This window comes from Actinoplanes sp. NPDC051388 (genome assembly GCF_055586225.1).
The window spans coordinates 118,020-140,317 of sequence record NZ_JBVJIP010000008.1; the positions used below are offsets into that span (position 1 = coordinate 118,020).

At 72.1% G+C, this 22,298-nt stretch carries 16 protein-coding genes and 2 pseudogenes; 10 read left to right on the top strand and 8 right to left on the bottom strand.

What is annotated here, in order from left to right; all coding sequences use genetic code 11:
• Positions 1-64: 64 nt before the first annotated feature.
• The 5 genes from ACZ6TI_RS21225 (at position 65) to fxsT (ending at position 4,872) form a co-directional block, all read left to right on the top strand.
• Positions 65-487 (top strand): ester cyclase, encoded by a 423-nt coding sequence (locus ACZ6TI_RS21225; protein WP_465346816.1) that lies wholly within the window; start codon positions 65-67, stop codon positions 485-487.
• A 5-nt stretch (positions 488-492) separates the two neighbouring features.
• Complete coding sequence (locus ACZ6TI_RS21230; protein WP_465346817.1) at positions 493-1,149, top strand: TetR/AcrR family transcriptional regulator; 657 nt, start codon at positions 493-495, stop codon at positions 1,147-1,149.
• A gap of 10 nt (positions 1,150-1,159) precedes the next feature.
• The gene (locus ACZ6TI_RS21235) at positions 1,160-2,023 is read left to right on the top strand and encodes an alpha/beta fold hydrolase (protein WP_465346818.1); all 864 of its coding nucleotides are present in this window, start codon (positions 1,160-1,162) and stop codon (positions 2,021-2,023) included.
• Between the two features lie 93 nt (positions 2,024-2,116).
• Positions 2,117-2,527, top strand: a complete 411-nt coding sequence (locus tag ACZ6TI_RS21240; RefSeq protein ID WP_465346819.1) for a hypothetical protein — start codon at positions 2,117-2,119, stop codon at positions 2,525-2,527.
• Positions 2,524-4,872 (top strand): FxSxx-COOH system tetratricopeptide repeat protein, encoded by a 2,349-nt coding sequence (gene fxsT / locus ACZ6TI_RS21245; RefSeq protein ID WP_465346820.1) that lies wholly within the window; start codon positions 2,524-2,526, stop codon positions 4,870-4,872. The genes ACZ6TI_RS21240 and fxsT overlap by 4 nt, the downstream gene beginning before the upstream one ends.
• Here fxsT and ACZ6TI_RS21250 read toward each other — a convergent pair.
• The 5 genes and pseudogenes from ACZ6TI_RS21250 to ACZ6TI_RS21270 form a co-directional block, all read right to left on the bottom strand.
• On the bottom strand, positions 4,858-5,283 hold the full coding sequence (locus tag ACZ6TI_RS21250; protein WP_465346821.1) for an SSI family serine proteinase inhibitor: 426 nt from the start codon (positions 5,281-5,283) through the stop codon (positions 4,858-4,860). The genes fxsT and ACZ6TI_RS21250 overlap by 15 nt on opposite strands.
• An 81-nt stretch (positions 5,284-5,364) precedes the next feature.
• The gene (locus ACZ6TI_RS21255; protein WP_465346822.1) at positions 5,365-8,784 is read right to left on the bottom strand and encodes an error-prone DNA polymerase; all 3,420 of its coding nucleotides are present in this window, start codon (positions 8,782-8,784) and stop codon (positions 5,365-5,367) included.
• 768 nt (positions 8,785-9,552) lie between these two features.
• Positions 9,553-10,851: pseudogene (locus ACZ6TI_RS21260) on the bottom strand (DNA polymerase Y family protein); the annotation flags it as partial.
• Between the two features lie 899 nt (positions 10,852-11,750).
• Positions 11,751-12,383: pseudogene (locus ACZ6TI_RS21265) on the bottom strand (hypothetical protein); the annotation flags it as partial.
• Between the two features lie 126 nt (positions 12,384-12,509).
• Complete coding sequence (locus tag ACZ6TI_RS21270) at positions 12,510-13,010, bottom strand: SAV_6107 family HEPN domain-containing protein (RefSeq protein ID WP_465346823.1); 501 nt, start codon at positions 13,008-13,010, stop codon at positions 12,510-12,512.
• Positions 13,011-13,516: 506 nt separating this feature from the next.
• Here ACZ6TI_RS21270 and ACZ6TI_RS21275 point away from each other — a divergent pair.
• The 5 genes from ACZ6TI_RS21275 (at position 13,517) to ACZ6TI_RS21295 (ending at position 20,179) form a co-directional block, all read left to right on the top strand.
• Positions 13,517-14,326: an SDR family NAD(P)-dependent oxidoreductase gene (locus ACZ6TI_RS21275; protein ID WP_465347123.1), complete on the top strand. Its 810-nt coding sequence runs from the start codon at positions 13,517-13,519 to the stop codon at positions 14,324-14,326.
• Positions 14,327-14,406: 80 nt separating this feature from the next.
• Entirely contained in the window at positions 14,407-17,217 is a 2,811-nt protein-coding gene (locus tag ACZ6TI_RS21280; RefSeq protein WP_465346824.1) for an ABC transporter permease family protein, read from the top strand.
• Positions 17,207-18,034 (top strand): ABC transporter ATP-binding protein, encoded by an 828-nt coding sequence (locus ACZ6TI_RS21285; protein ID WP_465346825.1) that lies wholly within the window; start codon positions 17,207-17,209, stop codon positions 18,032-18,034. Before ACZ6TI_RS21280 ends, ACZ6TI_RS21285 begins: the two co-directional genes overlap by 11 nt.
• On the top strand, positions 18,031-18,663 hold the full coding sequence (locus ACZ6TI_RS21290) for an ATP-binding cassette domain-containing protein (RefSeq protein ID WP_465346826.1): 633 nt from the start codon (positions 18,031-18,033) through the stop codon (positions 18,661-18,663). Before ACZ6TI_RS21285 ends, ACZ6TI_RS21290 begins: the two co-directional genes overlap by 4 nt.
• A gap of 88 nt (positions 18,664-18,751) precedes the next feature.
• Positions 18,752-20,179 carry a cellulose binding domain-containing protein gene (locus tag ACZ6TI_RS21295; protein WP_465346827.1) on the top strand — a complete coding sequence of 476 codons (1,428 nt, stop codon included), beginning with the start codon at positions 18,752-18,754 and terminating at the stop codon, positions 20,177-20,179.
• A 56-nt stretch (positions 20,180-20,235) separates the two neighbouring features.
• On the opposite strand, the gene ACZ6TI_RS21300 is transcribed toward ACZ6TI_RS21295, so the two are convergent.
• Genes ACZ6TI_RS21300 through ACZ6TI_RS21310 form a run of 3 tightly spaced genes read right to left on the bottom strand, consistent with a single transcriptional unit; the run spans position 20,236 to position 22,280 of the window.
• Positions 20,236-20,589 carry an STAS domain-containing protein gene (locus ACZ6TI_RS21300; RefSeq protein WP_465346828.1) on the bottom strand — a complete coding sequence of 118 codons (354 nt, stop codon included), beginning with the start codon at positions 20,587-20,589 and terminating at the stop codon, positions 20,236-20,238.
• 30 nt (positions 20,590-20,619) lie between these two features.
• Positions 20,620-21,837: a PP2C family protein-serine/threonine phosphatase gene (locus tag ACZ6TI_RS21305; protein WP_465347124.1), complete on the bottom strand. Its 1,218-nt coding sequence runs from the start codon at positions 21,835-21,837 to the stop codon at positions 20,620-20,622.
• A 2-nt stretch (positions 21,838-21,839) separates the two neighbouring features.
• A complete protein-coding gene (locus tag ACZ6TI_RS21310) occupies positions 21,840-22,280 on the bottom strand; it encodes an ATP-binding protein (RefSeq protein ID WP_465346829.1) in 441 nt (146 codons plus the stop codon).
• Positions 22,281-22,298: the final 18 nt, after the last annotated feature.

Genomic DNA, 22,298 nt, shown 5'->3' on the forward strand with positions numbered 1-22,298 from the left:
AATGCTCCGGCCAGCCTTTCCACGATCGTTGCCGGGGTGTCGGCACTCATTGGAACCTCATTCCATGAACACAGCTGAGAAACTGGCCCGGCAGGTCATCGACAACTTCCACGCGGACGAGATCGACCGCATCGGCGACCTGGTCACCGACGACTTCGTGGACCACGGCGCGCCGCCCTGGGCACCGCAGGGCCGCGCGGGCTACCTGCAGATCATGCGATTCCTGAAGAACGTGCTGCGGCTGCGCTACGAGATCCACGAGGTGGTCGCCGACGGTGACCTGGTCGCCGCCCGGGCCACCGTGCACGGCGTGCACAACACCGGCCACCTGGGCTTCCCGGCGACCGGCAAGCCCTACGCGATGAACACCATGCACCTGTACCGCGTCGAGGGCGGCCTGCTCGCCGAGCACTGGGGCGTGCGCGACGAGCTCAGCGTGCTCTGGCAGGTCGGCGCCCTGCCGACGCCGCAACCGGTGGCACTGTAGAGGCCATGACCCAGCCCTCGCCGCGGGCGGCGCCGCCACCGCTCGCCGCCCGCGCGGAACAGGTCCGGGCCACCCGGCAGAAGGTGCTGGCCTCGGCTCGTGACCTGTTCCTGGGGCGGGGTTATGCGGGGACGACGATCGAGGCGATCGCCCATCGGGCCGCGGTCAGCCCGCAGACCGTCTACAACGTGATCGGCGGCAAGGCGGCGCTGCTCAAGGCCGTCTACGACGTGGCGCTGGCCGGCGACGACGAGCCGGTGCCGATGAGCCGGCGCCCGATCTATCGGGAGATGGCCGCGGCCACCGATCCGCGCACCTGCCTGCGCCTCTATGCCCGGGTGGCGGGCGAGATGATCTCCCGGGCCGGCCCACTGATCACTGTCGTCTTCGTCGAGGGTGCCGGCCGCGACCAGGACCTGCGCGCCTTCATCGACAAGATCGAGAGCGAGAGAGCGACGGGTACGCGGGAGATGGCCCGCCACCTCAGCGGACGTTTCGGGCTGCGGCCGGGCCTGACCGAGGAGGAGGCGGCGGACGTGCTGTGGACGTTGACGTCGCCCGAGCTGGTCGACCGTCTCACCCGGCGTCGAGGCTGGTCGCTGGAGCGCTTCGAGCAGTGGCAGGCACAGACCATGGCCGACGCGCTGATCGGAGGGGTGTAATGCTGGGCCGATGGAGATCTTCGTCGAGACCGGCGGGCCCTATCGCTTGTGGGCCCGCGCGACCGGACCTTCCGGCGCACCCGTGGTGCTGCTCGTCATGGGCGCGAACGCGGGCGGCCTGACCTGGCCTTCAGCTCTGGTCTCCGCGCTCTCCGAGCACTACCGGGTGGTGGTTTACGACCACCGCGACACCGGGCGCTCGACGGGGGCGTTCGATGAGCATCCCTATGAGATCGCCGATCTGGCCGGCGACGCGGTGGCGGTGCTCGACGCGGTCGGCGCCGAGCGTGCGCACGTGGTCGGCATGTCGATGGGCGGGGTGCTGGTCCAGCTGCTGATGCTGGACGCGCCGTCCCGTCTGCTCAGCGCCACCGCATTCGCGACCGCTGCGCTGGGCGCCGGGCTCGCCGGCGGCGCGGAGGCACCGCCGATGCCCTCGCCGGATCCACGGCTCCTGTCACTGTGGGAGCACATGGCGGACGAGCGGGACCGGAAGGCCGAGCTGGATTGGCGGGTCGCGCATTGGCGGCTCCTGAACGGCGATCAGGTGCCGTTCGACGAAGCGGAGTTCCGGGCCCTCGAATCGTCGTTGATCGATCACGCGGGAACACCGCGGAACTCGGCGGCACATGCGCGGGCGGGTCAGTCCGGGTTGGAGCGCGGGGGTGAGCTGGCCGGGGTGAAGGTGCCGTTCCTGGTGATCGAGGCGCCGGCGGACCCGATCAACCCGCCGCCGCACGCGTCGCATCTGGCGGCGCGGGTGCCGGGCTCGAAGCTGGTCACCGTGCCGGGGATGGGTCACGCGCTGCCGGCCGCCGTGATCCCCCAGGTCACCGAGATCCTGCTCGACTTCTTCGCCGCCGCCGCCCGCTGACCGTCGCCTATCTGGATGACCACGCCGATCATCGACGCTGGGATGTCCGATTGGTGATTACGGCGGTGCCGCCGTCTGGTGTATTCAGGTCGGGTGGATGTCGACGTTGCACAGACCGCCGCCGCGGTGATGCCTTATGTGACCGCCGCGGTGACCGCTTACGGAGTGACCACGCTGGACAAGGTCCGCGACGCGATGGTGGACAAGGCCTCCGACGCGACCGTGGGCGTCGGGCATCGGCTGCTGGCCCGCATCCTGCGGCGCAAGGAGTCGGCGCAGGTGATCGAGGGCGCGATCGTCGATGTCGCGGCCGGCGAAGAAGACAGCGAGAAGGCCCTGCAGTTGCAGATCCGCAAGGCGCTGGCCGCTGATCCGGAGCTGGCACGGGAGATCGCGGGGATGTTGCCGGTCACCCACAACGAGGCGTCCGGGACACGGTCGATCGCGGCCACGAACATTTCCGGCATCGCGAGCACCGGGGACAACGCCACCTTCCACAAGTGACCGGTCCCGGCGAGCGGTCCATCACGGCCGGCGCCATCTCCGGGATCGCCAGCACCGGCGACCACGCGACCTTCGTCCAGCTGGACGCGGGCGCACTCAGGTCCCCTGACCAGGTGCCGCCGCCGGCCGGCCTGTGGAACGTGCCGCGACGGCCGTCCCGGGTGTTCGTGGGCCGCGACAAGGTGATGGAGTCCGTCGCGGAGACGCTGGCATCGTCGCCGCTCGGCGTGATCGGCCAGAGCGTCGCCGGTCTCGGCGGGGTCGGCAAGACCGAGGTGGCACTCCATCACGCCCATGCGTGCCGAGACCGGTACACGGGCGTGTGGTGGGTGAGCGCGGACAGCCGGACCAACGTCACCGCGGGTCTCGCCGCGCTGGCACACCGGCTCGCGCCGGCGACGGTCCTGCTGCCGGACGAGCAGGCCGAATCATGGTCCATGGCATGGCTCAACCAGCACCGCGGCTGGCTGTTGGTCCTGGACAACGTCGAGGAACCCGCCGACATCGAGCCGCTGCTGGGCGGCTTGGACGGCGGCCACGTCCTGGTCACCACCCGCCGCGACATCGAATGGGAGAGCCAGGGCCTGACCCCGATCCGATTGAGCACGCTCACCGCCGCCGAAGCGGTGCAGATGCTGTGCGAACGCACCGGCCAGACCGACGAAGCAACGGCGGCCGAGATCGCGGCCTACCTGGGCCGTCTGCCCCTGGCGTTGGAACAGGCCAGCGCCTATGTCAACCATCACCACATCCCGATGACCGCCTACCGTGATCAACTCAGCGACCAGCCGACCGACCTGCTAGCCGGTGTCGCGCCTGGACGGGACTCGCAACGCGCGGTCACCCGGGTGTGGGCCATCACCATCAAGGGTCTGTCCGACACTGATCCTCAGGCGGTCGAGATCTTGCGAGTCCTGGCCTGGCTCGCGCCCGACGACGTCCCTCGAGACCTGGTCACCGAGCTCACCGACGGCGACCAGGCGGCCGCCGACCGGGCTCTCGGCCTGCTCGCGTCGCACAGCATGGTCACCCTCACGACGGAGACCGTCAGCACCCACCGCCTCGTGCAAACCGTCCTGCGCCTCACGGCGCCCACGCTCGATCCTGGTAAACAGGCCGTCAACCTGCTCAACACGATGGCCCCGGACGACCCTCACAGAGATGTCGCCGGTTGGCCTCGCTGGCGCGAGTTGCTCCCGCACATCGTCGTTCTCGCCGAACACCTGCCCCTCAGCACCGACACCGCACTCAGTCGGCTGCTGAACGAGGCCGCGGTATTCGAATCACAGCAAGGCCTTTACCAGCAGGCCGAGGCTCATCTCACGCGCGCCTTGGCAATCGCCGAGGCAGGATTCGGCTCGGACCACCTCATCGTCGCCATCCGGCTGGGCAATCTCGCTTCCAGCTTCCGCGCTCTGGGCCGTGCTGGTGAAGCGGTGCCGCTGGAACAACGCGCACTCGCAATCACCGAGGCGGCGCTAGGACCGGACCACCCCGACGTCGCCATCCGGCTGGGGAATCTCGCCGGCAGCTATCACGCTCTGGGCCGAACGGCGGAGGCGGTTGCGATGTGCGAGCGTGCGCTGGCCATCACCGAAACGGCGCTGGGTTCGGACCACGCCGATGTCGCCATCCGGCTGGGTAATCTCGCGTTCATCCTTCGAGCCCTGGGCCGTGCTGGTGAAGCGATGCCTCTCGAAGAACGCGCACTCGCAATCAGCGAAGCGGCGCTAGGACCAGACCACCCCGACATCGCCATCCGGCTGGGAAACCTCGCATCCAGCTATCACGCACTGGGCCGCGCCGGAGAAGCGGTGCGGCTGGAACAGCGCGCACTCACCATCACCGAGGCGGCGCTAGGACCGGACCACCCCGACGTCGCCATCCGGCTGGGAAACCTCGCATTCAGCTATCACACTTTGGGCCGCGCCGGAGAAGCGGTGCCCTTGGAACAGCGCGCACTCGCGATCACCGAGGCGGCGCTGGGCCCAGACCACCCCGACGTCGCGACTTTGCTGGGGAATCTCGCTGCCACCCTTCGCACCCTGCGCCGGGCCGCTGAGGCGGTGCGATTGGAACAGCGCGCACTCGCGATCAGCGAAGCGGCGCTAGGACCAGACCACCCCGACATCGCCATCCGGCTGGGAAACCTCGCCTCCACCTATCATGCTTTGGGCCGGAAGGGTGAGGCGATGACACTATGCCGTCGGGCGATGCAGGTCGCCGACGGGAGCTTGCCGGAAGACCACCCCATCGCGAAAGGGCTGCACGCTCTCCAGGGTTTTCTGCAGCACGATTCAGAAAGCCAGGATTCGGGTGGCAACCAATTGTCAGAAGGTGAATAGGGCGCCGGTTGCCTGGGTCATGGCGCACTGGTTGCCGAACGTCGACTCCCAGTGGATGGGCGTTCCCTTCCAGGTGCCGGACACCGTGGCCGTGATCGGGGCGAACTCCATCGTGCACATGCCCGCGGCCGGCGTCAGCTTTCCCGGATCGCCGTCCACCGACTTCAGCGTCTTGCACGCCTTCTGTGGCTGCGGGTGTCCGCCGCCGGGCGGCGAACACGTCAGCACCACCGCCGCCGCGAAGCCGACCTCCGCCATGTAACTCAGCGTGAGATCCGTTTTCGGTTCGGCGACAGCGACCGGAACGGGCCGCGGGGCCGCCGCCGGTCCGGTGCTCGTCGCCTGCGCCGGCGCCCCGCCGACCATCGTCGTCGCCAGCAGAATCGCCGCGACCGGCATCGTGCGCTTCATGGTCCACTCCCCCGTGTAGTCCGCATCCGGTATAAGGCACCAAAGGTGCAAAGGTTGCGGAAGTCGGAGAAAACTGGCCGTTCAGCGGAAGTCGCGCGACGCCGGGCTGATCGGTGGAGTCACCGCCTCCAGCCGGTCGGCGATCAGGTTGAGCACCCCCTCCGCCTTCTCCAGGCGCCCGCGCACGATCAGCGCCGCGCTGGTCCGGGCCACTCTTCGATACTTCTGCCACAGCCCGGGCGAGCACGTGACGTTGAGCATGCCGGTCTCGTCCTCGAGGTTGACGAACGTGACGCCACCCGCGGTCGCCGGGCGTTGCCGGTGCGTGACGATGCCGCCGACGCGGATGCGGGTGCCCGCCTCCACCCGGCCGAGGCGGGCGATCGGCAGCGCGCCGGCCGCCTCGAACTGGTCCCGGATGAACTGGGCCGGATGCGCGTCCGGGGCCAGACCGGTCGCCCAGACGTCGGCCACCAGCTTGTCCACGTCGTCCATGCCGGGCAGGGCCGGCGCTTCGGTGCCGGCGACCGTACCCGGAAGTTTGTCTGGTTTGTCGCGCGCGGCCGCACCCGCGGCCCAGAGCGCCTCACGCCGCGAAAGACCGAACCCGGCAAAGGCATCAGCGGTGGCGAGGGCCTCCAGGTGGGCGGTCGAACATCCGGTCCGCCGCGCCAGATCCGTCATGCTCCGGTACGGGCCATGAGCACGCCGTTCCTCCTCGATGGTCGCGGCCAGGTCCTCGCCCAGCGTCCGCACGCTGCCCAGCCCCTGCCGCACCGCCGGACCGCCCAGCCCCCACGCATGCGGCGGCTCGCCGGCGAGCGAACCCCACCGGGTCTGCCGGTCCGACTCCAGCACCGCGGCGGCAGCACTGCGGTTGATGTCCGGCCGACGCACCTCGACCCCGTGCCGGCGGGCGTCGTCGACCAGCGACTGCGGCGAGTAGAAGCCCATCGGCTGCGCGTTGAGCAGCGCCGCGCAGAAGGCCGCCGGGTGGTAGCGCTTGAGCCACGCGCTCGCATAGACCAGGTAGGCGAAGCTCATCGCGTGGCTCTCCGGGAAGCCGTAACTGGCGAAAGCGGACAGTTTGAGGAACAGGTCGTCCGCGAGATCGCCGGTGATGCCACGCTCGGCCATCCCCTCGTACAGCCGCGTCTTGATCCTCTCCATCTTCTCCACCGACCGTTTGGAGCCCATGGCGCGGCGGAGCTGGTCGGCCTCGGTCGCGTCGAAGCCGGCGACGTCGATCGCGAGCTGCATCAACTGTTCCTGGAAGAGCGGCACGCCGAGCGTCTTCTCGAGGGCGTTGCGCATCAGCGGATGGGGATAGGTGATCTCCTCCTTCTTGTTCTTACGCCGGATGAACGGATGCACCGAGCCGCCCTGGATCGGGCCCGGGCGGATCAGCGCCACCTCGACGACCAGGTCGTAGAAGCAGTTTGGTTTCAGGCGCGGCAGGGTGGCCATCTGCGCGCGGCTCTCCACCTGGAACACCCCGACCGAGTCGGCCCGGCACAGCATCTCGTAGACCTCGGGGTCGTCCAGCCGCATCCCGCTGATGTCCAGATCGGACTCGAGCATGTCGTAGGCGTAGTGCAGCGCGGACAGCATGCCCAGCCCGAGCAGGTCGAACTTGACCAGCTCGATCGCCGCGCAGTCGTCCTTGTCCCACTGCAGCACGGTCCGCCCCGGCATCCGCCCCCACTCGACCGGGCAGACCTCGATGATCGGCCGATCGCAGATCACCATGCCGCCGGAGTGGATGCCGAGGTGCCGCGGGAAGCTCTGCACCTCGTTCGCGAAGTGCACCACCTGCTCCGGGATGTCGTCCACGTCGACGGTCGCCACGCTGCCCCAGCGGTCGATCTGTTTGCTCCACGCGTCCTGCTGGCCGGGTGAAAATCCAAAGGCTTTGGCCATGTCCCGTACGGCGGACCGCGGGCGGTAGGAGATCACGTTCGCCACCTGGGCGGTGTGCTCGCGGCCGTGTTTGCGGTACACGTACTGGATGACCTCCTCGCGGCGGTCCGACTCGATGTCCACGTCGATGTCCGGCGGCCCGTCCCGCTCGGGTGCCAGGAACCGCTCGAACAACAGGTCGTATTCGACGGCGTCGACGTTGGTGATGAACAGCGCGTAACAGACCGCGGAGTTGGCCGCCGAGCCACGCCCCTGGCAGTAGATCTTCTCCGCGCGGCAGAACCGGACGATGTCGTAGACGACCAGGAAGTAGCCGGGGAAGTTGAGCTCCTCGATCATGACCAGCTCGCGCTCGATCTGCGCGTATGCCTTGGGGTGCGCGGCCGGCGGCCCGTAGCGCTGCTGCGCGCCGCGCATGGTCAGCTCGCGCAGCCAGCTCATCTCGGTGTGCCCCGGCTCGGGAATCGTGAAGTCGGGCAGCTGGGGCGCGATCAGCTGCAGGTCGAAGGCCAGGTCGTGGCCGAACATCGCGGCGTTCTCCACGGCGCCCGGCCAGGCCGCGAACCGGCGCGCCATCTCGTCCCCGCTGCGCAGGTGCGCGGTGCCGGCCGCGGGCAGCCAGCCGTCCATGTCGTCCAGGCTGCGCCGGGCCCGCACCGCGGCGAGCGCGGTGGCCAGCCGGCGCCTCTTCGGGGTCGCGTAGTGCACGTTGTTGGTCGCTACCGCTTCTACTTTGCGACTCCGCGCCAGCTCGTAGAGCAGATCGTTGCGCTCGTCGTCGTACGGGTCGCCGTGCGCGGTCAGCTCGACCGCGACGTTGCCCGCGCCGAAGAGGCGGATCAGCCGGTCGAGCTCCGCGGCCGCGGCCGCCGGGCCCTCCTCGGTCAGCTTCTTCGGCACCGGCCCCTTGCGGCAGCCGGTGAGGACGAGCACGTGGTCCTTGAGGCCGGCGGCGACGTCCTCCAGGTCGCCGTAGTCGGGTTTGCCCTTCTCGGCGCCCTTGAGCTGGGCGCGGGAGATGGTGCGGGCGAGGCGGGCGTATCCCTCGTGCCCGTGGGCCAGGACCAGCAGATGGGTGCCTTCGGGGTCGGCTTCGCCGTTCTGCGGTTTGCTGAGATCGAGGGAGAGCTCGGCGCCGACGATGGTGGGCAGGCCCAGTTCGCGGGCGGCCTCGGAGAAGCGGACGACGCCGTAGAACCCGTCGTGGTCGGTGACGGCCAGCCCGGTGAGCCCGAGGCGGGACGCTTCCTCGGCCAGTTCCTCGGGGTGGCTGGCGCCGTCCAGGAAGCTGAAGTTGGTGTGGCAGTGGAGTTCGGCGTATTCCGTGGTGGTCGTGGTCTTGACCAGGTCGGGGGCGGCATAGGGTTGCCGTTTGCGGCTCCAGGCGGGCGAGTCCCCGCCGTCGCCGTCGCCGGCCAGCGGGTCGACAACAGCCGGTTGCCCTTGCGGCCACCCACCATCCTTCTGCCTACTCTCCTTCTTCCCCTCTTCCTGACCGGCCTTGTCGCGCGCGCGTTTCTTCTCGCCGGAGAGCATGCTTTCGATCTGGGACCAGGGCAGTCGGGGATTGTGGAAGCCCATCAGACGCCGCCGTCAGTCATAGACCGCCTCCACCGCCCAGTGCCCTCCGGCGAGCGAGAGCAACATGGCCCGCCCATCGGCGAGCGCCACCTGAAACCGCGCCCGCCGCCGCGTCTCGTCCGGCGCCCACCAGCGTTCCTCGACCGGCCAGGGCCCGGCCCACCCGGTGATCGCCACCGCCGGCGATCGATCGGCCAGAAATCCCGCGGGCACTCCGGTCAGTTCCAGCCGGGCGCTGACCCCGACCAGCTCCCCCGCGGCATCGACCACCACCACACCTCGCGGCTGATCGAGCACCACGGCGGGCGCAGGTTTGGGCAGCCGCCCGGGCCAGGGCGGCAAGGCCTTCGCGGCTTTCCCACCCTTCTTCGGCTTCGCCGGAACCGGCGGAAACTCCACAGCCTCCGGGCTTTTAGTCTCCCCGGAAACCAGCCGCAGACCGGAAGCAGCCGCACCACCGGATTCGGCCTCCCCCGCCGGCTGACCGGGTACCCCAGCGACAGCACCTTTCTCCGCCCGCCCACGGAGACCGGTCACAGTCGAGCCAACAGACCGACCACCCCCACCTTCCGACCGGCCGGGCGCACTGCTCTCCTGGTCCCCCAAGACAGCCGCACGGCCGGACAAGCCAGAGACAGCCGCCCTCTCCGTTCGACCGGGCAAGCCGGAGACAGCCACACCGTCTGACCGGCCGGAAGACCCGGGAGAAACCACATCTCCCGGCCGGCCGTGCAGGTCGGAGATGCCGGAGGGCGTCGTCGAACTCGTCGGTGAAGGGGGTGGGCGGGTGAAAGGGAGGACTTCCGCTTCGGGGAGGTCCGGCATGATCGGGGTGGTGGTCAGGCCCGGGTAGGGGTCGGTGTGGGTAGCGGCCGGGCGGGCCGGGTCTCGTTCGTCGCCCCAGGGGACCAGGCGGATCTGGTCGTCGGCGGAGCGGCCGCCGCTGAGCACCGCGGTCATCACCGCTTCGGGACCGAGCAGGCCCTGGATGCGGCTGAGCGCCCGGTGGGCACGCTCCCGCTCGGCGCCCGCGTCGCCCCACAGGCCGGGCTGCAGTCCCAGGTGGACGATCACGCCGTCGGGGATCAGCCGCAGCCGGACCAGGCCGGCGGTCGGCCGGTTAGTGGTGCCGCGGCGAGCCCCGGTCAGCCAGCCGTCGAGCTGCCAGCGCACCCGTTCGGCGATCGCCGCGGCGGTGAGTGTGCCGTCGTGCCGCCAGACCCGGTGCAGTTCCTGGCCGTCCGCGGTGACCGCCTCGATGCCGAGCCGGGTGCACGCCAGCCCGTGCCCGGCCAGCACGTCGTGCAGCCGCTCGGCCAGCGCCCGCCCGCTGAACGCCGCCACGTCCACCCGTTCCAGCGGCTCGTCGTACGTCTCGGACACGTCCAGATCCGGCGGCGGACGACGCACCGCGAGCGGCCGATGGTCGAAGCCGGCGGCCAGCCGATGAGCCAGCGCCCCGTCGAAGCCGAACCGGGTCAGCACATCCGAAGCCGGCAACGCCGCGAAATCGCCCAGCGTCTTCACCCCGAGCCGGCGCAGCAGATCGGTCAGCTCGGGCCGTTCGAGCGCCTCGACCGCGACGCCGGCCAGGAACTCCCGGACCCGCCCCGGGGCGACGATCCGCCCTTCCCGCGCCGCGAGCCCGGCCGCGAACACCCCATCGGCGACGCCCGCCTGACTCTCCACCTCGCAGACCTGGGCGACCTGCTCGACGATCCGCTCGGCGGCCGCCTCCTCACCGCCGAAATATCGGGCCGGCCCCCGCGCCGCCAGCGCACAGACTCCGGGCCGGATCACCTCGACCCCGACCGCGACCTCTTCGATCGCCGCCACCACCGGCTCGAACGCGCGGGCGTCCCGCCCCGGATCGTGGTCGACGACCACCAGCCGCGAACACCGGCTTTGCGCCTCCCGCCGCCGGAGCCCCCGCCGCACCCCGTCGAACCGGGCCGCCTCGGAACAGGCCACCACCCGATTCGCGTGCAGCACCGCCACCGGCCCGGAGGCCACCACGCCGTCCACGATCTCCGCGGCGACGACCGGCCAGTCCGGACACCAGACCATCAGGGTGCGGACTCCGCCCGCCCCGCCACCATCACCGCGCCCGGCCCCCGCCCGCTTGCGCCCACTCACACCGGCCTCCGCCGGCGCCGCGACTCACCACCAAGCCGACGTGCGGCAACAACTCCACCCAGCCGCGAACAAGGCGGCGGCACGGCAACCGGGCCACGACCACTTCGCCCAGCGTCAGCGGCCCGGGCGGTCGGACCCGTCAGGACTCGACCTTCCTCTGCTCCCGAGCGCCCGACCGCCAAGCCAGGAGCAACCCGGCCGGGAATCGCCCGAGCCGAAGCTCCCGAGCACCCCACCGCCAAGCCAGGAGCAACCCGGCCGGGAATCGCCCGAGCCGATGCTCCCGAGCACCCCACCGCCAAGCCAGGAGCAACCCGGCCAGGGAGCGCCCGAGCCGAAGCTCCCGAGCACCCCACCGCCAAGCCAGGAGCAACCCGGCCAGGAATCGCCCGAGCCGAGGGGCCGGCACCCACCGCGGGCGAAGCCGCGACCAAGGCGGGAGTGGCGCGCGCGGGGATGGAGCCGGATCGCTCGGGGTGGGTCAGCCCCGACCCCGAGCCCCACCTCAACCTGGAACGACGCCGGCGCCTCAACACCGAGGCCGAGGGCCTCCTGCCGCCGGCCGGAGCTGCCACGGCACTGTCCGCCGAAACGGACGAGGACAGCTCCGCGGAAGTGGACCGCAAGGGCCTCTCCACGGAAGAAGACCGCGAAGGCCTCTCCGCGGAAGACCGCGAGGACAGCTCCGCGGAAGAGGACCGCGAGGGCCGGGCCGGGACCTCCGGCGCAGGAGCGGAGGCCGGCTCCGCGGTCCGGCCGGATCGCGGGACCACGTCCCGGTCCGCAGGGTCGATGGCCGGGGCCGGCGGGAACGGCGGCGGCAGGGTCAGGCCCGGCATCCACAACGTCGTCTCGCGCGGGCGGGCCGCCGCGCCCCGGCCGCGGGCCAGGACCGTGACCCGGCGGCGCCGCAGGCGGCCGCGGCCCTGGCCCAGCCCCTCCCACACGCCCTGGGTGACCCGCAGCGTGACATCGGCTCCCGACCAGGACCCGAACGGCATCAGCACCGCCCCGCGCTGCCGTGCCCGCGCCGCCAGCCGGGTGGCTATCCCCGCGGCCACCGGCCCCGGCACCGCCGTGACCACCACATCCACCCCGTCGATCAGCGCGCCCACCACCGTGGGCCAGTCCGGCCCGGGGTTGGGGACCAGCGCCAGCCGGTCGAGGGCGATGCCGCTCTCCGCGGCGGCCAGGGCGCCCAGGTCCGGCACCCCCACCACCGCGCACCACGACCCCGACCGGGAGGCCGCCGACAGCAACGCCAGCAGCAGGGATGTCGCGCCCCCGGCGCCGGTGGCGACCGCGACCGTGCTGCCGCGCCGCAGCCCCCGGCCGGGGAGCAGGCCGCTCAGCTCGGGCACCACGGGCAGCACCCGGTGCGCTCCGGGCTGGTCGGTCTCGCTCGCCGGGCGGACCAGCCCGGCCAGGGCGGCGGTCGCACCGTTGATCATGCGTCCCGCCATGGGTCGCCTTCGTTCTCTAGTAGGGAACCTGCAGGGCAGAGGGCAGAGGGCAGAGGGCAGAGGGCAGAGGGCAGAGGGCAGAGGGCAGAGGGCAGAGGGCAGAGGGCAGAGCAAGGGCAGAGAAGATCAGGCGGCGGCGAGCGGCGGCTGATAGGCCAGGCCGAGCGCCGACTCCACCACCGCGACGAACTGCTCGGCCGCGCGCAGCAGGTCATCCGCCTCGCGCGGGCTGACCACCCGCGGGATGCCGGCCTCCGCCGCCGCGCGTTTGCTCGCGCCGAGGGCGAAATAGCTCGCCCACTCACTGAACTCGGGGGCCACCAGGACCAGCAGTGACCAGACACTGGTCACGCGGGAGCGGCGCTGGGGCGCGGCGGGCCGGGCCCAGGCGGCGAGCACCGCGGCGGCGGCGCGCAGGGCGGCCATGTGCGCGGTGGCATAACGCTGGCCGTCGGCGCGGGTCTGCGCCGCCTCGTCGAGGCCGACCCGCGCGATCGTGAGCAGCTGGGCCGGGGTGCGGTGCGGCAGCATGTGGGCGGGGATGGTGGGCGCGTCCGCGGATCGAACCGCGGCGGTCGGCGCGTGCGCCAGGCCGGGCACCACGCCCGGGGCCGGGTTGCTCGCCATGATCGTTCTCCTCGCGTGCTTCGCATCCGATGGACCGCGAGCCGTGCGGGCACGCGTCCGAATGACGACTTCTCTTGGGGCCGGAACCGGCCGCCGCGGAGGAAGACGCAGCGGATCGAGCAGCCGGCCGGGTGCGAGAGCTTCCCCACACCGCACCCGGCCGGACAGCGCCGGCGGGTTCGTCACCCGCCGCCCGGGGGTCGTTGGGCGGCGGGCGACGAGCCTGCCTTGGTGGGCCCGGACCCGCGAAAATCCGGACCGCCGCGCGACGCTTCGCGGGCGTCGCGCCGGGAGCCACGCCGCGAATCGTCGCTCCCGCAGTTAGATCAGGTTTCGAACACCCGTTCTAACTACTCGAGAGAGTAACACCCGGGTACGACAAAAATGCAAGGCCGATCGGAGACCGGGAATCCCAGGTCAGAGATCAACCGCCGACGTGCCAGGATGCACCGTGGGACCGACGGTTTCCGCCTCGGCCACGACCGAAAGGGGAACGCGTGAGCACGATCGTCGTCACCGGGGCGAGCTCCGGGGTGGGCCTGGCAGCGGCCGAGCAGTTCGCCGCGCGGGGTGACGAGGTGGTCGTGGTCGGCCGCGACCCGCAGCGACTGGCGGCGGCGGTGGATCGGGTCCGCGCGGCCGGGTCCGGGCGCGAGCCGGCACACTTCCAGGCCGATTTCACGCGTCTCGGCGAGGTCCGGGCGCTGGCCGAGAGCCTGCTCCGGGCGTACCCGAAGATTGATGTTCTGGCCAACAACGCCGGTGGGATGGTGGCGTCCTATCAGCGCACCGAGGATGGCTTCGAGGCGACCATGCAGGGCAATCACCTGGCGCCGTTCCTGCTCACCGAGCTGTTGCGGGAGCGGCTGGCCGGCGGCCGGGTGGTGAACACGGCGTCGGACGCGCACCGTGGCGCCCAGGTGCATCCCGACGACCTGGTGCGCGGCGCCGAGGGATACCGCTCGTTCCGGGAATACGGCAGCAGCAAGGCGGCGAACATCCTGTTCACCGCGGAGGCGGCGCGGCGCTGGCCGGAGATCGAGAGCGTGTCGTTCCACCCGGGCGTGGTGCGCTCCAACTTCGGCGCCGACGGCGTGGTCCGGTTCTTCTACAAGTACGCGCCGTTCCTGGTCAGCCCGGAGAAGGCGGGCGCGCTGCTGGTCTGGCTGGCCACCGCGCCCGCGAGCGAGCTGGTGAACGGCGGTTACTACGTGGGCCACAAGCTCAAGCGGCCCGCCTCGAACGCGACCGATCCGCAGCTCGCCGCACGGTTGTGGGAGGCCAGCGCGGCGGCGGTCGCGGCTCACTCGCGATAGAGCGCGGCGCACGGGCCGGAAATCCGGGGCGCGATCCGGCACCATGTCAGGGCATCGCCTTTCCCTGGCTTAGGAGGACCATGTCCGACCGGCTCGCGGCCGCGGCTGTCTTCGGCGGGCTGCGACAGCGCGCCTGGTCCGTGCTCGTGGTCTCGGCCTTCCTGGTGCTGGGCGCGGCCTGCGCGGCGGTGCCGATGTTCGCGGAGGCGTCCGGCAACGCGGCCTTCCAGGCCCGGCGCGACGCGGTGCCGGAGACGGCGCGGCAGGACGACGCCGCGGTCGTGCGGCTGTCCGCGGACGCCGGCCAGGGCCGCGCCGGCCAGGACGTCGTGCTGGCCGACCTGCGCGCGATCCCCGGGTTGCAGGAGCCGCGGCTGACCGGCGGCTCGGTGGGCGCCGAGCTGGTGGGCGGCGCGTTCTGGGAGTCCACAGTGGGCTTCGGCGAGCGGCGGGAGCGCGGGCGGCTGTTCGCCGTCGAGCGGCCGGCCGAAGAACTGCTGCCGGTGGGCTCCCCGGCCGGTGGGGACGGGCTGTGGCTGGCCGAGCCGCTGGCCGCCGATCTGGGCGTCGGCCCCGGCGACGAGGTCGTGCTGACCGTGGGCATCGGGATCTCCGGCAAGCGCAAACGCGCTGCCGCCACGGTGAACGGCGTTTATCGCGTCGACGCCGACGGACGGCTCCCGGCCGACGCGCCGGGCAGCCGCCGGTGGGCCGTGCGGCGCGGGGACACCCCCAAGGACAGCGAATACCGCACGCTGCCGGCATATCTGCTGATCGGTGATCTGGCGACGGTGGAGCGGCTGGCCGGGGCGGTGGGCGATCCGATCCTCTGGTCGGCCGAAGCGGCGCTGGCGCCGGGTGCGACGCTCGCCGAGGCCGAGCGGGCGGCCGGCGGGGTCGAGGCGCTGCGCCGCCGGTTCGCGACCGCGCAGTTCGATGTCGCCACCGAGAGCCCCCTGTCCTTCCGGTTCGCCAGTGGCATCGGGCGGATCGCCGGCGCGGCGCAGGCCACCAACGACGTGGTGCGGCAGCGCACCCGGCCGGTGGAGTGGGCGGCGATCGGGATCGGGCTGGCCTCGGTGCTGGCCGTGGTGCTGCTGTCGATCCGCCGCCGCGAGCGGGAGGTGCGCCACGCGGTCGCGGCGGGTTTGACGCCGTTCGCGGTGGGTGCTCTGTGGTTTCTGGAACATCTGCTGCCGGCGTTGCTCGGGTCGGCCCTGGGGTGGGTGGTCGCGTGGCAGTTGGTGGATCGGTTCGGGCCGCCGGGCGCGGTGGTGGAGTCGCTGACGCCGGCCGTGGTCGCGGCCGGGCTGGCCGGGGTGAGCGGTCTGCTCACGGTGGCCGGTGCGAGCGCGGTCGCGACGGCCCGCCGGGTGCGGCCGGCCGCGCCGGCCACGCCGCGCCGGGCGCTGCCCTGGGGTGTCCTGGTCATCGTCACGGCGCTGGTCGCGGCCGCCGGGCTGGCCGGCGTCGGTGACGGCAGTGCCGCCGCCGGTGGCGGGACGCGCGGGGTGGACCTGCTGGTGCCGCTGCTCGTGCTCGCGGCCGCCGGGGTGGTGGCCGGCTGGGTGCCCGGTTGGCTGGCGGGCCGGGCGGGCGACGACGCGGAGCGAAGCGCGGTGGCGCCGCGCGGCGGGAGGTCCATGCCGAGGCCGGTGCTCTGGCTGGCTCGCCGGCGGCTGGGTGGTGGCGGTTCCGAGCGCAAGCTGGCCGTGGTGGTGGTGACGGCCGGTCTGGGGATGCTGCTGTTCGCGCTGGCCGCCATGCAGTCCACGACGGTGACCGCGGACGACCGGATCGCGGTGGCCGCGGGCGCCGAGGCGGTGGCTGTTCTGGACGGTTCGTGGCAGCTCGACGAGGGAGCGCCTTCCGTGCCGCCGCCCGACGCCGATGGCGCGCTTCCTCCCGGGGTGGTCCCCGGGGTCCGCAATCCGCCGCTGCCAATGGACGCCACGATGGTGTGGCGCGCCGACGTCAGCACGCCGATCGACGCGATCCAGCGAGACCTGCTGCTGATCGACCCGGAACGGTTCCGGGAGATCGCCATGTGGGGGCGCGGCGACGACCTGGCGGCCGCTCGGGCCGCCCTGTCGCGGCTGGGATCCGCCACCGATGGCACCGGGGCGATCCCGGTGATCGCGGTCGCCGACGCGGCGGTCGCGGGGCTCGACTCGGTGCAGGCGGAGGTGGGTTACGAGACCTCGAGCCTGACCGTGGTCGCGCATGTGCCGGCGTTTCCCGGCCTGCAGGGGCGTCCCATGTTCGTCGCCGCGGCGGCGCCGGTGTTCGAGAAGCTCGGTCCGGCCGACCCGCGGCTGCGGCCCCGCGCGGGTCTCATCGGCACCGGGCTGTTCTCACGCACGCTCCTGTGGAGCAGCTCCGGCGCCGCCGGCATCGCCGCGGTGACCACGTCCCGCGGGGTTCGGCCGGAACGGGTGGAGACCGCGGCCGAGCTGCGGCAGGGCAACTCCTATGTGGCGGCCGGGCGGGCTCGCGGCTATCAGGTCGCGGTGGCCGGCTATCTGGCCCTGCTGGCGGTTCTGACACTGTGCGTCTTCGCTCAGCGGACGGCCGTGGCCCGGCGCCCGGCCGACCTGATGCTGGCACGCGTCGGGCTGGGCCGGGCGCGGGTGCTGCGAGCCCGAGCCGTCGAACTGATTCTGCTGACCGCCGTGTCGGTGGGCGCCGCGCTGGCCGGCGTCGCCGCGATCGCGCCGATCGGCGGGCGCCTGCTCGACGACCAGCCGAGTCTGCTGCCCGTGTTCCGCTTCGACCTGCCGGCGATCGCGTCGGCCGTGACGGCCGGCGTCGCCGTGCTGGCGACGATCCTGGCCGTGCTGCTCAGCACGGCCTCCCGCGGCGCGGAGGAGGACGCCTACCGTGACGACTGACCACCGGACCCTGCTGGACGGCCGTGACCTGCTTCAGCTCTATGCCGCGCCGACCGGGCCGACCCAGGCCCTGCGCGGCGTCGACGTCGTCGTGCGCGAGGGCCGGATCAGCGCCATCACCGGTCCGTCCGGCAGCGGCAAGTCGACCCTCCTCGCCGTGCTGGCGTTGCGTGAGCGGCCGGCCGGCGGCGAGCTGCGGCACCGTGACCGGCCGGTGCCGGAGCTGTCCCGCCGGGAGCTGCAACGGTTGCGGCGCACCGAGATCGGCTGGGTGGCCCAGCGCCCGGCGCACAGTCTCTTCCCGCAGCTCGACGCCCGCGGGCAGATCGAGCAGATGGCCCGCCTGCGCGGCGTGCGGTGTGACCCCGCGGCGGCGCTGGCGGAGCTCGACCTGGGTGCTCGCGCACACGCTCGGCCGGCCACCATGTCCGGTGGTGAGCAGCAGCGCCTGGCGGTCGCCGCGGCCGGTGTCGGACCCCCGGCGCTGCTGGTCGCCGACGAGCCGACCGCCGAGCTGGACGACGACACCGCGGCGCTGGTGCTGGCGTTCCTGCGCTCGTGCGCCGACCAGGGCTCGGCCGTCGTGCTGGCCACGCACGACGCGCGGGCGGTCGCGGTGGCCGACACGGTGCTGCGGCTGCGCGACGGCGTCCTCTCCGGCGAACACGAGTCGGGCCAGGCCCGCACCGCGACCATCGACGGCCTCGGCCGGCTCCAACTGCCGGAGGAGGCGCTGACGCTCTTCCCGGACCGGCGCGTGATGATCAGCCTCTCCGACGGTCACGTCGAGCTGCACCCGCCGGGCGGCCCGCGGTGAGCGCGCTCGTCGAGGTGCGCGGCGTCAGCCACACCCGGGGCGCCGGTGCTGCCGCCACCGAGGTGCTGCACAAAGTGGACCTGGCGCTGGCATCGGCCACCCTGGTCGTCCTTGCCGGACGGTCCGGCTCCGGCAAGTCGACGCTGTGTCACCTGATCGCCGGGATCATGGCGCCGACCGCCGGGCAGGTGCTGGTGGCCGGCCGCGCCGCGCACGCCCGGGTGGACTGGGCCGAGGTCGCGCTGTTGCCGCAGCGGCCGGCTCTCGACGCGGAGCTCACCGTGGCCGAAAACGTGCTGCTGCCGGCCGGTCTGCGCGGGCGCGGGGACGACGGCGGTCTGCTCGACCGGCTCGGGCTCGCCCCGATCGCGGGCCGGCCGGCGCGGGACACCTCACTCGGCGAGCAGCAGCGGGCCGCGCTGGCCCGGGCGCTGGTGCTGGGCCCGGCGGTGGCGGTGCTGGACGAGCCGACCGCGCACCAGGACGACGACAACGTGCAGGTGGTGCTGGACACGCTGGCCGATGCGGTGCGGGCCGGCACCCTGGTGCTGGTGGCGAGCCACGATCCACGGGTGATCGAGGTGGCCGACTCCATGGTGCGACTGCGGTCCGGACGGATAGCGACTTGAGCCGGACTTAAGGAAACTGCCAAGGCTTGTTAAGGCGTGCCGGATCACGATCAACGCCGTTCGGAACCCCCTCGATCGGAGTTTTTACATGGCACGCAGACGGCTACGCCTGTTCATCTATCTGGGAGCGGCGTTCATGGCCGTGGGCGGGGGCGCGATCGCCGCGGTGGCGGCGACGAACCCGGTGACCCGGGCCGCCGGGACGCTGACCGCCTCGTTCAGCAAGGACTCCGACTGGGGCTCCGGCTACCAGGGCAAGTTCACCATCAAGAACACCGGCGGCAGCGCGGTCACCGGCTGGCAGCTGGTCTTCGGGCTGCCCTCCAGCGCCAAGCTCAGCAGCGTCTGGGAGGCCTCGGTGACCACCGCCGGCGGCGTCACCACGGCGAAGGACAAGGGTTACAACGGGACCGTCCCGGCCGGCGGCAGCACCGAGTTCGGGTTCGTGGTGGCCGGCAGCGGCGCCCCGATCAGCTGCACGATCAACGGCGCCGCGTGCGTGGGCGACGGCGAGACCACACCGACCACACCGCCGACGACCACCCCGACGAAGCCGCCGGCCACTCCCCCGACCACACCGCCGACGACCACCCGGCCGCCCACCACACCGCCGGTGACGAACCCACCGGCGGCCGGGAACGTGCTGGTCGCGCCCTATGTCGACATGGGTCTGCTGTCCAACGGCAGCACCACGCTGGCCCAGCTCGCGCAGAGCGGCAACGTCAAATCGTTCTCGCTGGCCTTCGTCACGAGCGCGGGCTGCAAGGCGAGCTGGTTCAACGCGTTCGACCCGCGGGCCAAGCAGTTCGCCGACCAGATCGCGGCGCTGCGGGCGGCCGGTGGTGACGTGAAGGTCTCCTTCGGCGGCGCCACCGGCATCGAGCTGGCCCAGGCGTGCACCGACGTGAAGGCGCTCCAGGCCGAATACCAGGCGGTCGTCTCGGCGTACAACCTGAAGTACATCGACCTGGACATCGAGGGCGCCGCGTCGGCTGACCCGACGTCGATCGCCCGCCGCTCGACGGCCCTGGCCGCGCTGCAGAAGGCCAATCCGGGCCTGAAGATCTCGCTGACCCTGCCGGTGCTGCCCGAGGGCCTGACCGGCGACGGCCTCAACGTGGTCCGCTCCGCCAAGAACGCCGGCGTCGACCTCGACCTGGTCAACATCATGGCGATGGACTACGGCCGGTCCGCCCAGGACTACGGCGACCTGGCCATCCAGGCGGTCAGGTCCACCAAGGACCAGATCAAGCAGGTGTACGGGAACAGCGACGCGGCCGCCTTCCGGATGGTCGGCGTCACCCCGATGCTCGGCAAGAACGACGACAACGGCACGTTCAGCCAGAGCGACGCTCGTGATCTGGTGGCCTTCGCGAACACCAACCACATCGGCTTCGTCTCGTTCTGGGAGACGAACCGCGACAAGAACGCCTGCACCGGCGCGCTGTTCCAGTGCACCAACGTGCCGCAGTCCCCGTTCGAGTTCAGCAAGATCTTCGCCGGCTTCAAAGGCTGAGCCTGCAGAGCTGAGTCATGACCCGGACGGCGAGCGCTCCGCTCGCCGTCCGTGGTCTATTGCGCGGCCCCGGCCGCCTCGACGGTGTCGTAGACGCCGAACAGCCGGTCAAGGTTGGTGATCCGGAGCATGTTGCGCAGCAGCGGCGAGCCGGCCGCCAGCCGCAACCAGCCGCCCTCGGCCTCGGTGGCGCGGTGCAGGTCGACGAGCAGGCTCAGACCACTGGAGTCGCAGAAGGTCACCCCGGCCAGGTCGACGATCAGCCGGGCGTGACCCGCGCGGAGGGCCCGCTCGGCCGCCAGGCTCAGCGAGTCCCGGCTCTCCCGGTCGATCTCGCCGGCCGCCACCAGCACCCGACTGCCACCGGGACCGTCGCGCTCGGTGACGGTAAGGATGTCGGAGCTCGTCACAGGGCGTCCCTTCGGTGGTCGTCGCGATGGTCAAGGCACGGTACGTCCTGCAGCGACCGGAGACCACTCGGCCAGCACCAGTGTCGCGTCGTCCGTGGGCGGGCCGTGCTGATGCTCGACGACGGCGTGCGACAGCCGGCGCACGGTCTCCGGCACCGGCAACTCGGCGGCGGCGTGGTGTTCGGTGAGTTCGACCAGCCGATCGAGGCCGAACTGCACGCCGTTCTCGTCCCGGGCCTCGGTGACGCCGTCGGTGTAGAGCAGCAGCCGATCCCCGCGCTGCAGCCGCTGCTCGCCGACGGTGACGCTCGCGTCGTCCAGGCCCAGCGGCATCCGGCCGCCGCCGCTGATCCGGGCGACCGCGGCGCCGTCGCGCAGCAGCACCGGCGCCGGGTGCCCGGCGTTCAGGTAGCGCAGCAAACCGGTGTCGAGGTCCAGCTCGGCCAGGAACGCGGTCACGAAGCGGGCGTCGGGGAACTGCTCGAGCAGGGCGGCGTCGACGGCGCGGGCCTGCGCATAGAGGCCGTTGCCGTCGCGGCGGGCGGCCCGGAGCGCCGCCAGCGTCACCGCGGTGGCCAGTCCGGCCTTGAGATCCGAGCCGACCGCATCGAGGATCGCCAGCTGGGCGACGCGGCCGTTGACGGCGTAGTCGTAACCGTCGCCACCGACCGAGTAGCACGGCCGCAGGACCGCGGCGATGGCCAGGTCGTCGCCCGAGACGGTCAGCGGTTGCAGCAGCTGCCAGAGCAGCTCCGAGGCGATGGACATCGGCTGCGTGCGGCGCACCCGGTGCAGATGGTCACCGCGCGGCGCTGCCGTGGTGATCAGGTGGCCCACCAGCCCGGCGAGCAGCTCACAGCGCTGCCGCAGCGCCGGCAGCTGCGGATCGACGCCGGCCGGCAGGACGAACTCCACCACCCCCAGCCGGTCGGTGCCGTTGACGATCGGCACCCACCACCGCGGCGGCTCGTCCGGCCCGCCGGCGGGGAGGGATCGCACCAGAGCGAAGACCCGCCCGGCCAGTGACGCGTCCACCGGCAGCGGATCCGGGGTGTCGCGACCCGGCACCGGCAGGGCGTGCAGGGCGGCCTGCTCGTCGTCGACGAGACGGATCGTCACCCCGAGGTCCAGTCGTGCCAGGGTCGCGGCGACGGTCTCGGCCAGCTCATCCGGGCGCCAGAGATGTGAGCGGTCCAGCACCCGTCGCATGGCGTCCAGCCAGCGGGACTCGTCGGCGAGGTGCACCATCGTCACCCGGCGATCGTCGGGCGCGGGAATTCCGCCCAGACGTGCTTGACCTCGCCCTCGACGTACCAGCCGACGTCGAGTGCGAGCTTGCTCGCCAGCTGCAGGCCGAGGCCGCCGGCGCCGGGCGCGCGGTCCGCGTCGACCTCGGGGACGATGCCGGGCTCCTTGTCCGCGACGTCGAGGATGAACGAGGTCTCGGTCCGGCTGAGCCGCACCCTGGTCGGCGGCCGGGCGTGCGCGAGAGCGTTGGTGGCGAGTTCGGTGGCGACCACGGCGACCTTCTCCGGGATCTCGTCCAGCTCGCCCCCTTCGGCGAGGACCTGACCGGTGATCGCGTGGTGCAGGGATGAGCGGAGCGACCGGAGCTGAATGAAGCTGTCCAGCACCCAGTGCTGGATCTCCGCGCTCGGGGTGGGCGGCCGGGACGTGTCGAGGAGAGGCACGGCGGACTTATTTCCCCG

Excerpts from the sequence above, each read along its gene's own strand:
- ACZ6TI_RS21225 (WP_465346816.1), top strand. The coding sequence starts at position 65 with ATGAACACAGCTGAGAAACTGGCCCGGCAGGTCATCGACAACTTCCAC.
- ACZ6TI_RS21230 (WP_465346817.1), top strand. The coding sequence starts at position 493 with ATGACCCAGCCCTCGCCGCGGGCGGCGCCGCCACCGCTCGCCGCCCGC.
- ACZ6TI_RS21235 (WP_465346818.1), top strand. The coding sequence starts at position 1,160 with ATGGAGATCTTCGTCGAGACCGGCGGGCCCTATCGCTTGTGGGCCCGC.
- ACZ6TI_RS21250 (WP_465346821.1), bottom strand. The coding sequence starts at position 5,283 with ATGAAGCGCACGATGCCGGTCGCGGCGATTCTGCTGGCGACGACGATG.
- ACZ6TI_RS21255 (WP_465346822.1), bottom strand. The coding sequence starts at position 8,784 with ATGGGCTTCCACAATCCCCGACTGCCCTGGTCCCAGATCGAAAGCATG.
- ACZ6TI_RS21270 (WP_465346823.1), bottom strand. The coding sequence starts at position 13,010 with ATGGCGAGCAACCCGGCCCCGGGCGTGGTGCCCGGCCTGGCGCACGCG.
- ACZ6TI_RS21280 (WP_465346824.1), top strand. The coding sequence starts at position 14,407 with ATGTCCGACCGGCTCGCGGCCGCGGCTGTCTTCGGCGGGCTGCGACAG.
- ACZ6TI_RS21295 (WP_465346827.1), top strand. The coding sequence starts at position 18,752 with ATGGCACGCAGACGGCTACGCCTGTTCATCTATCTGGGAGCGGCGTTC.
- ACZ6TI_RS21305 (WP_465347124.1), bottom strand. The coding sequence starts at position 21,837 with ATGGTGCACCTCGCCGACGAGTCCCGCTGGCTGGACGCCATGCGACGG.